Here is a 12,355-nt window from a genome sequence, read left to right on the forward strand (position 1 = left end):
GTGAGGCCGATCAGGCCGTCTTGATGTAGTCGCGCAGGGCTTCCTGCTCCGACTCGTATTCCTGGACCCGGCGCTTGACGATGTCGCCGATCGAGATCAGGCCGACCACCTTGCCGTTGTCGATCACGGGCAGATGGCGAAACTTGCCCGACGTCATCATCTCCATGAGCTCGGCCACGGTATCGGTCTCCTTGCAGGTCACGACCTTGCGCGTCATGACCTCTGAGACCGGAGCCTCCAGCACGCCGGCGCCGCGCTCTCCGAGCACGCGCACGATGTCGCGCTCCGACAGGATGCCCTCGAGCCGGCTCTGGTTCATCACCAGCACCGCGCCGATCTTCTTTTCACCGAGCAGCCTGATCGCGGCGGCCAGCTTGGCGTCGGGCTCGACGCTCACGATCTGGTGCCCCTTGGTGTTCAGAATGGAACGTACCGTCATTGTAGCCTCCCTGAATCGGAGCCGTCCGCCCTTGAGGCGATCCGAACTTGTTCTTCGAGTCTTCAACTAACAGTTTTGGCGTCGGTTTTACGCTCAGGCGCGTTGCGAAGCATCGCCGCTGGCAGCTTGCGGCTTCGGAACATTGTTCTCGGAGATGATGGATGAATTCGGGCCGCGCCGCAAGCGCCGCTTCAAATACGATTTGAAATGTCCTGTGATGACGCATCCGCAGCATCGCCTCGGATGCGCGGCACGGGATCGAACAGTGCGAACAGCAACAGGCCGGCAAAGAAGCCGCCGATATGCGCCTGCCAGGCGACGCTCGTGGTTTCGGAATCGATCCCGATCGCGCCGACGCCGAAGATGATGTTGACGCCGAACCAAACGCTGAGGAAGCCGATCACCCGTCCGTCGCGCAGCGCGCGCGACAGCGGCAGCGCCGGAACTTTTGCGGCGGTATCGGCGTCCGAGCGGCTGAACGACAGGAAGCTGCCGCGGACGAAGGCGAAGCGGATTGCGGCAGCCATCGCACCCGACACCGAGGCCGAGGCGCCGATCATCGGGGCCACTGCATGCTCGTGGGTGATGAGATGGGCCAGCGCGCCGGCCGCCGCCGTCACCGCCAGGAAGACGAAGAACCTGACCGCGCCGAAGCGCCGCGCCAGCGCGCTGCCGAACGGCAGCAGCCACAGCACGTTGAAGCCGAGATGGGTCAGATTGGCGTGCAGCAGCGAATAGGTGACGAAAGTCCAGACCTTCGCACCCGCCCCGCCCGGGATCTGCAGATTGAGCAGCGAGGAATCGTAGCGCTTCGGAATGAAGCCGAATACGTCGATGGTCCAGTTCTCGAGCTCCGGCGGCAGCAGCACCCGCAGATGGATCACCGCCAAAAGTAGGATATAGGCGGTCAGCGCGGCGGGCAGCGTCAGGATCGGCTCGCGCGGAGCCTCTTCGACGACGGCAGGCACGTCGGGTGACGAATCTTGCGGGGAATCCAAGGCAGCTTCGCTTTCACGCGCGATCGGAGCAGTAGGCTTGGAGATAGTCGCCTTTACCGTCCCTGCGCAAGTGCACAAACGGAAAAGGCAGGGCCCTGGGAAAGCCCTGCCTGTCCGTGTCGGTCTTCCGGTGGCCGGAGAGATAAGGAGTATCCCCACCCCTCCCCGCGGCCCGTGACCAAACTGTCTGACGCCCTGTGTACAGGCCTTGCCGAGAACCTGGAGAAAGCGGCAAGGCTTGCGACCGCGTTCACCATAGCAGGCACGCGGCCGGCGCAAAGCGCATAGTTAATTTAACGTTAACGACGCAAAGGCCGGCACAAGCTGGCCGAAAGCGCCGCTGCGGCATGGACGCTGCAAATCCCCTCCTGCACAACAAGAGAAGGGATCGCGGGTGCGCTGAAGCGGGACAGGTCTGTGCCGTGAGGTCGCGCCCGGAGGTTAGCGTTCAGACATGAAACATCCGTCGAGCCGCGCGTTCTTCGCGTACTGGAACAAGAAGCGCGGCACTGCGCGAGCCCCTGACCGGGCCGACATCGATCCGGCTGCGGTCCGCGGCCTGCTCGGCGACATCTTCGTGCTGTCCTGCGAGCCGAACCTCGGCTTCCCGTTTCGCGTCGCCGGCACGCGCGTCTGCGCGCTCGCAGGAACAGACCTCAAGGACCAGAGCTTTGCGGCGCTGTTCACTGACGCGAGCCGCAGCGAGATCGAGGAGATCGCGACAATCGTCGCCGACGAGACGCTCGGCGCGATCGCCGGCGTCACCGCGGTGCGCGAGGACGGCAGCAAGGCGCATCTCGAACTGCTGCTGCTCCCCTTCAACGCCCGCCCGCACACGCCGATCAGCGTGACAGGCGTGCTCGCGCCGTTCGACGACGAATGCGGCACGCTCTCCGCCTTCACCCTCACCTCCTGGCGCTATCTGCACCAGCCGGAGAAACTCGTGCCGCGCGCCATCCGCAAATTGCAGATCGCGCGCGGGCTGATGGTGTATGAGGGGCTGAGATAGTCTCCGCCGCGCGAGGCATCAACGCGCCTGCGGATGACCGTTTTTGCCGGATCTGCGTCATTCCTGATGTCGTTGCCGAAGGTTAGCTTCCGCCTCGCGTGACGCAACGAGGATCGGGCGACATCATCATGATATGGCGCATTCTGGCATGGAGCGCTCTCGGCTGCGTGGCGTTGCTCGCAGTCATCGGCGGAACCTGGCTGTTGCTGCTGCCCGGCGCGCCGGCTCCGGGAACCCCAGCTTCGATATCCAAGGACGAGACCGAGGCGACGCTTGCGGCGTTGAAGCCGCCAAAGCGCAAACGTCCCCTGATCGCGATCGTCGGTATCAACGACATGAGCGAGACCACCGACTATCTGATGCCGTACGGCATCCTCGCGCGCGCCGATGTCGCCGACGTCCTCACACTGGGCACGCGGCCCGGACCCGTCACACTCTATCCCGCGTTGAAAGTGCAGCCGCACGCGACGATCGCCGAGTTCGATGCTGCTCATCCCGACGGCGCGGATTACGTCATCGTGCCGGCGATGAGCCGCGAAGACGATGCCGTGGCCCTGCAGTGGATCAACAGCCAGGCCCGCAAGGACGCGATCGTCATCGGCGTTTGCGTCGGCGCCAAGGTCGTTGCCAATACCGGGCTGCTCGACGGCCGCCGGGCCACCACGCACTGGTATTCCGTGCGCGATCTGCAAAAGCATCCCGCGATCCGCTATGTCGCGGACCGCAGGCTGGTGGTCGACCGCGGCGTCGCGACGACGACCGGCATCACCGCGTCCATGCCGATGGCCCTGACCCTGGTCGAGGCCATTGCCGGCCGCGCCAAGGCGCTAGCCGTCGCCCGCGACATCGGACTTGCGGACTGGGATGCACGCCACCGCAGCGAGGCCTTCCGGTTCACACGCCCCTTTGCGATGACGGCGATCGCCAACACGCTCGCATTCTGGAACCGCGAGCAACTCGGCATCGCGCTGACGCCTGACATCGACGAGGTGTCACTTGCGCTGATCGCCGATGCGTGGTCGCGCACCTATCGCTCGCACGCGCTCACCTTCGCCGCCACGGCGGAGGCGCGGACGAGCCGCGGCGGCCTCCGCATCCTGCCGGACAGGATCGCGGCCGACTGGCCGGCAAAGCGGACGCCGCCGGCCGCCGTCGACCTGCCGCCGGCGCGAGCGCTGGACCAGACTCTGCAATCCATCGATGCGCGCTACGGGCCGCGCACGGCCGACTTCGTCGCGATGCAGCTCGAATATCCGAGATGACGGCGCGGCGACGCGCCGGCTGTCGCGTGCAATGGCCGACGCGCCGTGTTTGCGCAGAGCGCCGTTACGGCATCGCCAGATGCCAGGCGCCGTTCAGGAAGCCGTCGCCGGTGATGTCGCCGGGCTTCTGGTCCTTGGCGAAGGAGTAGAGCGGCTTGCCCTTGTAGGCCCACTGCTTCGAGCCGTCGTCGCGGGTGATGATGGTGTAGCCGTCGCCGGCGGCGTCGCTCGCCTCGGCCTTCAGCACCGGCCAGTTCGTCGCACATGGACCGTTGCAGGCCGACTTGCCGTCCGCATCCTTGTCGAAAGTGTAGAGCGTCATGCCCTTGGCATCGGTAAGCACATTGCCCTTCTCGGTCTTGCCCGATTTGGTCGGCGGTGCGGCCAGGGCGGCGGGAACGATCGCGAGCGATATTGCCAGCGCGAGCGCGAGGCGGATCGAGGACGTCATGATATCTCCTGTCATGCAATTGGCTTGCATGGGTTAGGACGCCGCGCGCGGGCTCGTATTCCTCGGATGGCAGGAAGATTTTTTTCGCTGCGCGCGTCAACGCAGCGGAATAAACTGAATCAACCGAGACGGAACGACGAAGTGACATGAGCAAGCCGCATTGGCGACCAGCGCACCCATCCGATCTGCCCGCGATCGGCGCCATCGCGGCGCGGATCCATCCTGATCTCCCGGAAAGCTCCGAGGTGTTCGCGGAGAAGATGCGGCTCTATCCCGACGGATGCCGCGTGCTTGTCGCCGGCGATGAGATCGCCGGCTACGGGCTCGCGCATCCCTGGAAGCAGCATCAGATTCCGCCGCTCGACGGTTTCCTCGAACGACTTCCCGCAGATGCAGACTGTCTCTACTTGCACGATATCGCCGTGCTGCCCGATCGGCGCGGCGGCGTTGCGCGCGCCTTTATGACCGCCATCGCGGAGCTGGCGCGCGCATCCGGCATCGCGACGCTCGCACTGGTCTCGGTCTACACCACGCGGCCGTTGTGGGAACGTCTCGGCTTCCGTCCCGTGGCGGCGGATGCGGCGCTGCGCGCGAAGCTAGCCTGCTACGGAGAGGGAGCGACCTATATGTTGCGCGACCTCGGTGCGACGTAACATCCCTCTCCGACCGCCCCCCGACTCACGCGGGCGTGAAACCGCCTTCTCGAACCGTGAGAGATCAGCCTCCGTCGAAGGTGTATGCGAGCCCTTCCGGTCTCGCCGAACCGAGGCTCGAGAATATCCATGAAGCTCACATTGTCGAAAGTTGCTTTAATTGCATGCGTCGGGACGGCCGCGCTCACCGCGACCGGCGCCAGCGCGGCGCAGTACCGGACCTATGGCTGCGACACCGCCTTCTTCGAAGGCTGCGGCTTCCTGATCGAGACACCGGGAGGCAAAACCCGCCCCACCACCATCCATCGCGACACCTCGCCCACCTACATGAAGCAGACCGATCCCCGCTACACCTCGTCGATGCGTGATGCCGGCGGTGGTGGCGGAGGCGGAGGTGGTGGTGGTGGCGGCGGAAGCCGCTGAGCCCACACCTGCCTTTTCAGATGATGTCGCCGGTGCAATCCGGCGGCATCATTGTCGTCATCGCTGAACGGCAGAAGCTCAACCTCGCCGCTTCTTGTTTGCCTTCTTTCCCGACGCGCCCTTCATCGGCCACGGCGTGACCGACGGCTCAGCGTGGCCCGGCCTGTTCTTGTGCTTCTTCTTTCCGAAAGAGGGAGCATCGCCGAACTTCGGCGCGCGCTCGCCGTGAGCTTTGCTGCGTGGCTTGAATCCACTTGCCTCGCGCGGGCGATCGTCGCGCCGTTCACGATGTTCGCCGGCCTCGCGCCGGGGCGCGTGAGAGCGCTCCTCCGAAGCTTTCGGCCGGCGCGGCGCGTCCGCCATCGGCTCGATGCGGATGCTGTCTTCCTTGTCCGGACGCTTGACCTTGGCCGCGAACGACTCCGCGACCCGCTCGGAAATCTCGAACTCGGTGGTGGTGTCCATGATCTTGATGGCGCCGATATCGTGCTTGTCGATGCCGCCGCGGCGGCAGATCATCGGCAGCAGCCAGCGCGCCTCCGCATTCTTGCGTCGTCCGATCGCGGCGCGGAACCAGACGCTGCCCTCCGCCATGCCGTGCTTCGACGATGCTTTACCAGGCTTCGATCGGAGCCGCGCTGGGCGATCCTCGCCATCCGCGCCTTGAGATCTGTCGCGACCGCGATCGTCGCGCGTCCGGCCGCTTCGCTCGCCGGGGTCGATGATGTCCTCGGGCGACGGCAGCCGCGCGCGGCAAAGTCGCGCGAGCGCGGCGGCGATGTCCTCCGCCGAGCGCTCGGCCAGCAGCGCCTGCGCCAGCACCAGATCGTCGGCCGTCGTCTCCTCGGTGAAAAGAACGTCCTTCATGCGCTCATGATCGAGTTTGCGGATTTCCTCCGCCTGCGGCGCGGTGCCCCAGGCCGCATCCACCCCTGCGAGATTGAGCAGCAGCTCCGCGCGCCGCCGACGTGCGGGCGGCACCAGGAGGACGCTCGTCCCCTTGCGGCCCGCGCGTCCCGTGCGGCCGGAGCGATGCTGCATCACTTCGGCGTCGTTGGGCAGGTCGGCATGGATGACGAGGTCGAGGCTCGGCAGGTCGATGCCGCGGGCGGCGACGTCGGTCGCCACACAGACGCGGGCACGCCCGTCCCGCAGCGACTGCAGCGCCAGGGTGCGCTCGTTCTGCGTCAATTCGCCGGAGAGAGCGACGACGGAAAAGCCGCGCTCCAGCAGCGCCGCCTGCAAATGCCTGACGGCATCGCGCGTGCTGCAAAACACCAGCGCGCTCGGCGCCTCGTAGAAGCGCAGCACGTTGACGACCGCGTGCTCGACGTCGGCGGGCGCGATGCGGATCGCGCGATACTCGATATCGGCGTGACCGCCTTGGTCGCCGGCGACTTCGATCCGGAAGGCGTCGCGCTGATACTGCCTCGCCAGCGCAACGATGCCGCGTGGAAACGTCGCCGAAAACAGCAGGGTACGGCGCGTCTCCGGCGTGGTCTCGAGGATGAATTCCATGTCCTCGCGAAAGCCGAGATTGAGCATCTCGTCGGCCTCGTCGAGCACGACGGCGGCGAGTTCGGAGATGTCGAGACGGCCGCGTCGCAAATGATCGCAGAGCCGCCCGGGCGTGCCGACGACGATGTGCGCGCCTGCCGCCAGCTCGCGCTGCTCGCGCCGCGGATCCATGCCGCCCACGCAGGAGACGACGCGCCCGCCTGCATGCCCGTAGAGCCAGGCCAGCTCGCGCTGAACCTGAAGTGCGAGCTCGCGGGTCGGCGCCACGATCAGAGCGAGCGGCGCTGCCGCGGGCCCGAACTGCTCGGCGTCATCAAGAAGATTCTTCGCAATGGCCAATCCGTAGGCGACAGTCTTGCCGGAGCCGGTCTGGGCCGACACCAGAAGGTCACGTCCGCTGGCTTCATGGGCAAGCACGGCGAGCTGGACAGGGGTCAGTGAATCATAGTTCCGCTCAGCCAAAGCGCGGGCGAGCGGCGGGGTCAGGGCCGGAAGAGACACGGGATGGGAAACCTTGGTTGATTCAGGGCGCGCAAACGGTGATCCGGCGGACCTGAGCTGCATGCGCGGCAAACGGCCTGGCCGCACGCTGGCGATTTGATCTGGGCGCTCTTTACGCCAAGCGTTGGGAAATCACCATACCTATCATGCATGGCTTGACGGAGAGATCCGCACCTGAAGGTTGCAGAAGATTCTTGCCGCCACCTCCATTAACCTGACATCCAGCCGGATCTCATGGAGACGACCGCGTGACGCCCTCCGTCAAACGCACGTGCGGCGACTGCACGCTCTGCTGCAAGATGATGGCCATCGAGGCGCTGGCCAAGCCAGCGAATGCCTGGTGCCGGCATTGTCAACCCGGCCGCGGCTGCGCGATCTACGCCGCGCGACCGCGTGAATGTGAGGACTTCGCCTGCCTGTGGCTGCTCAACGATCTCATCGACGAGCGCTGGAAACCGAGCCGGTCCAAACTCGTCCTGACCACGTCGGAGGACGGCATCGAAGTCCGGTGCGACCCGGGCTTTCCCAACGCCTGGCGCAAGGAGCCCTACGCTGCCGGCATCCGCGCATGGGCGGCGGAGGGCGAGCGCAACGACATGACGGTCGTGGTGATCGCCGGGCAGCGCATGATCCTCGTCACGCCGGGGCGTGAGTTCGATCTCGGGATCGTGGGGCCGGACGAACGGATCGTGCGGGAGATCGAGGGCACGAAGGTGGTGGGCGCGAGGGTGGTGAAGGAAAGCAAGATCAGCGATGACTAGTTGGTGAACGTGCGATCGGCTGATGCTAGATATCCAGCGACCTGGCAGGGCTAAGTTCAGGCGAAATAGAATGGGGAGCACAACGATGCGATTGGCAGTCATTTCCGATATCCACGGCAATCTTGCTGCGCTGGAGGCGGTGCTGGCGGATATCAAGACGCGGGGCGTCGATCGTACAATCAACCTCGGCGACTGCGTCACCAGCCCGTTGTGGCCGAAAGAAACCTTCGAGGCGCTCCAGTCGCTGTCATTGCCGACCGTGCGCGGAAACCATGACCGCTGGATCGAGGAGTTTCCGGACGACAAGCTCTCGCCGGCCGGTCTGTTTGCGCGCAACGCATTGACTGCAGAGCACCGTCGTACACTTCACAATCTGCCCTCCCAGCTGCGACTGGACGACGGCATCCTGGCCTGCCATGGCACGCCCGAGAGCGATACGGCGTGCCTGCTGGAGGAAGCGCTCGACGACGGCCGCTTCGTGCCGGCCCGCCGCGATGTGCTGGAGGAACGCCTTGCGAGCGAGGCGGCGGCGCGCGTGGTGCTGTGTGGTCATAGCCACCGCCAGGCGGTCGTTCAGGGGCCCGGCGACTGCCTGGTTCTCAATCCCGGGAGCGTTGGCTGTCCGGTCTTCGCTGACATTCCCTTTGCGGCGAAACTGGAGCACCGCTCGCCTCACGCCCGCTACGCGATCATCACGAAGGGACGAAGAGGCTGGCAGGCCGAACTGCTCGCCCTCGAATACGACTGGGACGCTGCATCGGCCCGTGCACTCGCCAACAACCACCCGCGATGGGCTCAGGCGATGTCGTCAGGATATGTCAAATAAGTGAGCTCGGATCTCCGCGTAGACCTCCAGCAGATTGCCGTCGGGATCGCGGAAGAACAGCGTGCGATGGCCGAAGGACTGGTCCGTCGGCGGGGATAGCAGCGCCACGCCCCGCCGCACCAGTTCGTCGGCGCAGGCATTGACTTCGGCTGCGGACACCTTGAAGGCCAGTTGGAGCGAGGCGCTGCCGGGCGGGATTGGCGCATCGGCCGCAGTTCGGCTGGGCCTCGCCAGGGCGAGTGTGTTGGGGCCGATGCCGTACTCGATCCAGTTGGACGAAAGCTCGCGCAGCAGGGATAAGGCCAACACTTCCTCGTAGAAGCGGCGCATCGCGGCCATGTCACGCACGAAGATGACGGTGTAGTCGATCGCGCGGATGGCGTGGAAGGGAGAGCGCCCACTGACCCCGGATGTCTGTTCGTTTGTCATGTCTTCGCTCATTCCAAACTCCAACTCGTAGCCCGCATGAGCGAGCGACATGGGGCAAAGCTCTTCCAAGTATCGCTTCGCTCATCCGGGCCACGAGGACCGAAATCTATCGTAGCAGGCCACCGTAGCGCAGCTCGTACAGCGGCGTCCCACTATCCCGCGCAATTATCTCGACACCATGAAATCGATCGAGCGCCCCTTCGATCTCGTTGCGATAAATCATGCCCGCCTGCTCGAACAGGCGTGGTCCGCGGTAAGGCTCGTCGACGCCTACGCCCAGCAGCGCCTGGCGCAAGAATTTGTAGATCTCGAGGAACGCGTCCCGATCACGGATCTCCGCGTGGACGCCGCCGCTGTAGCTCATCGACCAGATGACGCGTCCGTCCCGCGACACCGTCTCCTGTCCGACGAAGAACGCCATCCCGAAGTAAATATCGCGATAGGCATAAGGCGGCGCGCGGTGCTCGAGCTGCTTCGAGCCGGCAAGCAGCGGCGTCGCCATCGTCGCGTCGTCGTCGAGGCCGGCATAGGTCCGCCGCTTGGCTTCGACCAGGAACGCCGCGAGATCGGGGGGAATGGATGGCATTGGCTACTGCACCAGCTCCGGCCACGGGACGATGGTCGACTTTACCGTCTTCATCGCCATCGCATCTCTCACCGCCTGCGCTACGCCTTCTTCCGTGAACGGGTAGATCGTCTGCATCTTCAGCCAGGGATATTTGTCGCGTGTCCGATAAAGCATGTCCACGCCGAGCGGCAGGTCGTTGCCGGTGAAGCCCCAGGATCCCAGCACGTTGAGGTCCTTGGTGCAAATGCGATGCCAGGAGGTGTCGATGGAGCCGGCGTCGGTGAACTGGCCCATCTCGACATAGGTGCCGCCGTCGCGCAGCATCTCGATGCCTTCGGGGCCTGCGGTCGGATGGCCCGAGCAGTCCATCACGAGATCGGCGCCGAAGCCGCCGACGATTTTACGCACGCGATCGATGCGCTCCTGCGGCGACTTGAGGTCCTCGATGTTCACCGTCGCCTCCGCGCCGAACTCGCGCGCGAGCTTGAGCCGCGGCTCCTCCGGCGCGCCGACGCAGATGACGCGCCCTGCTCCCATTTCCTTTGCTGCCGCGACCGCCAAAATGCCGATCGGGCCCGAGCCCTGGATCACCACGGTGTCGCCCCATCTGAAGCCGCCGGCGCGGGTCGCACGATTGAAGGCGCGGATGCAGGAGGTCAGCGGCTCGGATAGCGCCCCGAGCCGCAGCGACATGTCGTCGGGCAGCTTGTAGATCTTCGTGCCCGGCAGCATGTCGAGATCGACATAGACATATTCGGCCCAGCCGCCCCACATATGTGGCGCCTTGTCGAAGCCGAGATAGCGGCCGTAATAGACCGGGGTCAGGCACTTGTTCGCTACTTGCGGATAGTGGATGCAGTAGTAGCAGCGGCCGCAGGGCATCAGCGGCGGGATCATCACCTTCGAGCCGACCTTGAGCGGCTTGCTCATGAAGTCCTCGGAAAACTCATCGCCGCACTCGACGATGACACCGCCGAGCTCGTGGCCGAGCGTGAACGGCCACGGCAGCGGCTTCGGCCAATGACCTTTCAGGATATGCAGATCAGTCCCGCAGACCCCGCAGGCGCCGACCTTGATCAACGCAGCCTTGCGGCCGACCTTCGGCCACGGCACGGTACGGATGAGGGGCTCCGAGCCGGGACCGGCGTGAGTGCAGACGCGGATTTGGTCCATGATGGTTTCCTCGTTGCCCGCTTGTTATGATTTATGTGCGGGTTGGAAGGAAGCGTATGTGAGATGCGCGCGCATGCCAAGCGGGTAGTCTCGTAGCCCGCATGAGCGAAGCCATATGCGGAAGCAGCGGCCCCGGATGTCGCTCCGCTCATCCCGACTAAAGAGAAAGGACAAAGTCGATGCTGCGCGACTATAGGCCTGACGATGCTGACGCGATCGTCCGCGTTGCTCTGGCGGCCTTCGCCGAGTTCGAGCCGCACTTTTCCGACTGGCCGCTATTCAGGGCGAACGTCGCAAAGATGCCGCTGCTTGCCAGAACAGGTGAAATCATCGTTGCCGAAGACGGTGGCCAGATCGTCGGTGCCGTCGTCTATGTCGGCGCGCAGGCGCCGAAGCCGGCCTTCTTCGAGCCGTCATGGCCGATCATCCGCATGCTGGTGGTCGATCCTGGCGCGCGAGGCAAGGGCATCGGCCAGCAATTGACGGAAGAATGTCTGCGCCGCGCCGAGCGCGACCAGTCGCCGGCCATCGCCCTGCACACGACGCACATCATGAGGATCGCGGAGGCGATGTATTTGCGGATGGGATTTGTGAGGATCGGCGAGGCGCCGGATATTCTGGGCGTGCCGTATGGGGTTTATGTGAAGTCGCTGGTTTAGGAGCGGATGCGCGAGGTTCGAATTTCGGCAAGAAACTTGCAACGAAGCGCGCCGTATGGCCGCACCAATTCGATTTCGGGAAGCCCATGACTGAGAACATACACGCACTCTTCGATCGCTGGGAGCGGGTTTGGCATGAGGGACGATTTGACCTCATCCCGGACTGTGTGGGATCGCATTACATCCGTCACGACGAGCGAGGCGACCGGACCGTTACGCGGGACGAGTATGCTGCGGAATTGCAGACGATGCACCGAGACCGGCCCGGAATCCGCGTCGTGGTGTATGATCATTCCTTCTCGACCGACCGCGCGTGGTTCCGATTTGCATTCGTTTGGCCCGATCCGACGACCGGCGAGAAGCGCAGCCGCGCCGGCATGCAAAGCTATCGTATCGAGGGCGGCAAGCTGGCCGAGACCTGGATTGCGATGCTTGGTCTTGGGACTGCATGGGCCGACGAGCCCCAGGAAAGCTGGACCCGCCGCAAGACATGAGAAGGACGCAGGTTCGGCACATCGCTCGTGCGCGCCGGTCGCGTTTACTGCGCCGGCGGAGCATGGTCCATAGCGCGACGATGTCACGGCTACCATGCAGGCATGGCTGGTCTTCAACCACACCCAAGTGTCTTGAGCAGCGGCAGGCGAACGTGTAAGGCCCGAGCAGTCCCACCCAGGTGCTCGCGTGA

Annotated in this window: 15 protein-coding genes; 8 read left to right on the top strand and 7 right to left on the bottom strand. The window is 64.8% G+C overall.

Features of this window, described 5'->3' with window-relative positions:
* Positions 1-10: 10 nt before the first annotated feature.
* A complete protein-coding gene (locus ABIG06_RS36240; RefSeq protein ID WP_370140431.1) occupies positions 11-439 on the bottom strand; it encodes a CBS domain-containing protein in 429 nt (142 codons plus the stop codon).
* A 191-nt stretch (positions 440-630) separates the two neighbouring features.
* Positions 631-1,437, bottom strand: a complete 807-nt coding sequence (locus ABIG06_RS36245) for a rhomboid family intramembrane serine protease (RefSeq protein ID WP_199751231.1) — start codon at positions 1,435-1,437, stop codon at positions 631-633.
* Between the two features lie 454 nt (positions 1,438-1,891).
* Here ABIG06_RS36245 and ABIG06_RS36250 point away from each other — a divergent pair, with 454 nt between their 5' ends.
* Both ABIG06_RS36250 and ABIG06_RS36255 read left to right on the top strand, forming a co-directional pair.
* Positions 1,892-2,446, top strand: a complete 555-nt coding sequence (locus ABIG06_RS36250) for a PAS domain-containing protein (protein WP_124157506.1) — start codon at positions 1,892-1,894, stop codon at positions 2,444-2,446.
* Between the two features lie 128 nt (positions 2,447-2,574).
* Positions 2,575-3,708: a DJ-1/PfpI family protein gene (locus ABIG06_RS36255; RefSeq protein WP_370140432.1), complete on the top strand. Its 1,134-nt coding sequence runs from the start codon at positions 2,575-2,577 to the stop codon at positions 3,706-3,708.
* A 64-nt stretch (positions 3,709-3,772) separates the two neighbouring features.
* Here the strand turns inward: ABIG06_RS36255 and ABIG06_RS36260 are convergent, their stop codons facing one another.
* Positions 3,773-4,159: a COG4315 family predicted lipoprotein gene (locus ABIG06_RS36260; protein ID WP_370140433.1), complete on the bottom strand. Its 387-nt coding sequence runs from the start codon at positions 4,157-4,159 to the stop codon at positions 3,773-3,775.
* Positions 4,160-4,305: 146 nt separating this feature from the next.
* Here ABIG06_RS36260 and ABIG06_RS36265 point away from each other — a divergent pair, with 146 nt between their 5' ends.
* Positions 4,306-4,812, top strand: coding sequence for a GNAT family N-acetyltransferase (locus ABIG06_RS36265; RefSeq protein ID WP_370140434.1), 507 nt, complete (start codon positions 4,306-4,308; stop codon positions 4,810-4,812).
* A gap of 129 nt (positions 4,813-4,941) precedes the next feature.
* Positions 4,942-5,235 carry a hypothetical protein gene (locus ABIG06_RS36270; protein WP_370140435.1) on the top strand — a complete coding sequence of 98 codons (294 nt, stop codon included), beginning with the start codon at positions 4,942-4,944 and terminating at the stop codon, positions 5,233-5,235.
* Positions 5,236-5,313: 78 nt separating this feature from the next.
* Here the strand turns inward: ABIG06_RS36270 and ABIG06_RS36275 are convergent, their stop codons facing one another.
* Positions 5,314-7,254 carry a DEAD/DEAH box helicase gene (locus ABIG06_RS36275; protein ID WP_370140436.1) on the bottom strand — a complete coding sequence of 647 codons (1,941 nt, stop codon included), beginning with the start codon at positions 7,252-7,254 and terminating at the stop codon, positions 5,314-5,316.
* A gap of 248 nt (positions 7,255-7,502) precedes the next feature.
* On the opposite strand from ABIG06_RS36275, the gene ABIG06_RS36280 reads away from it, so the two are divergent.
* The gene (locus ABIG06_RS36280; protein WP_370140437.1) at positions 7,503-8,015 is read left to right on the top strand and encodes a hypothetical protein; all 513 of its coding nucleotides are present in this window, start codon (positions 7,503-7,505) and stop codon (positions 8,013-8,015) included.
* Positions 8,016-8,100: 85 nt separating this feature from the next.
* Positions 8,101-8,841 carry a metallophosphoesterase family protein gene (locus ABIG06_RS36285; protein WP_370140438.1) on the top strand — a complete coding sequence of 247 codons (741 nt, stop codon included), beginning with the start codon at positions 8,101-8,103 and terminating at the stop codon, positions 8,839-8,841.
* Here ABIG06_RS36285 and ABIG06_RS36290 read toward each other — a convergent pair.
* From ABIG06_RS36290 to ABIG06_RS36300, 3 genes are all read right to left on the bottom strand, one after another.
* Positions 8,824-9,282, bottom strand: coding sequence for a VOC family protein (locus ABIG06_RS36290; RefSeq protein WP_370140439.1), 459 nt, complete (start codon positions 9,280-9,282; stop codon positions 8,824-8,826). The two genes, ABIG06_RS36285 and ABIG06_RS36290, sit on opposite strands and share 18 nt — an antisense overlap.
* Before the next feature lie 94 nt (positions 9,283-9,376).
* Positions 9,377-9,856 (bottom strand): DUF5680 domain-containing protein, encoded by a 480-nt coding sequence (locus ABIG06_RS36295; RefSeq protein ID WP_370140440.1) that lies wholly within the window; start codon positions 9,854-9,856, stop codon positions 9,377-9,379.
* Between the two features lie 3 nt (positions 9,857-9,859).
* Positions 9,860-11,011 carry a zinc-binding dehydrogenase gene (locus tag ABIG06_RS36300; protein WP_370140441.1) on the bottom strand — a complete coding sequence of 384 codons (1,152 nt, stop codon included), beginning with the start codon at positions 11,009-11,011 and terminating at the stop codon, positions 9,860-9,862.
* Between the two features lie 179 nt (positions 11,012-11,190).
* Between ABIG06_RS36300 and ABIG06_RS36305 the strand changes: the two genes are divergently transcribed.
* Entirely contained in the window at positions 11,191-11,670 is a 480-nt protein-coding gene (locus tag ABIG06_RS36305) for a GNAT family N-acetyltransferase (RefSeq protein WP_370140442.1), read from the top strand.
* Positions 11,671-11,756: 86 nt separating this feature from the next.
* A complete protein-coding gene (locus tag ABIG06_RS36310) occupies positions 11,757-12,164 on the top strand; it encodes a nuclear transport factor 2 family protein (RefSeq protein WP_370140443.1) in 408 nt (135 codons plus the stop codon).
* Positions 12,165-12,355: the final 191 nt, after the last annotated feature.

It is taken from the genome of Bradyrhizobium sp. USDA 326 (genome assembly GCF_049739485.1).
Classification (GTDB): domain Bacteria; phylum Pseudomonadota; class Alphaproteobacteria; order Rhizobiales; family Xanthobacteraceae; genus Bradyrhizobium.